Source organism: Paraburkholderia sp. BR10923, from assembly GCF_040948765.1.
Lineage (GTDB): Bacteria > Pseudomonadota > Gammaproteobacteria > Burkholderiales > Burkholderiaceae > Paraburkholderia > Paraburkholderia youngii.
In genome coordinates this window covers 1-256 of sequence record NZ_JBFPKO010000216.1, presented here as the reverse complement: position 1 = coordinate 256, position 256 = coordinate 1, and the positions used below count along the sequence as shown (strand labels likewise).

Genomic DNA, 256 nt, shown 5'->3' with positions numbered 1-256 from the left:
GAATCTCGGCAAACAGTGGTCGTCACGCTTCAAAAAGCCAGGCGACCAACCTGCCAGCAGACTCTCATGGCTGATACAACGCAAGTGGCAAACGGCCAACTCTCTGAAAACGAGTTGTGCAGACCTTGCCTAGAGCGTGTTAGGAACTTTGAAGTACTGACACGGCGTGGACAAGCATGAGCATTGCGAAGACGACGAAATGAAGCCCAGCGAGAGTTTCGGGGAGCCGTTCATAGTCACGTGCGAGACGCCGGAA

1 pseudogene is annotated in these 256 nt (G+C 53.9%); it reads right to left on the bottom strand.

The features are described 5' to 3' along the window. Window positions 1-139: 139 nt before the first annotated feature. Window positions 140-256 (bottom strand): annotated as a pseudogene (locus tag AB3X94_RS42175) (IS5/IS1182 family transposase); the annotation flags it as partial.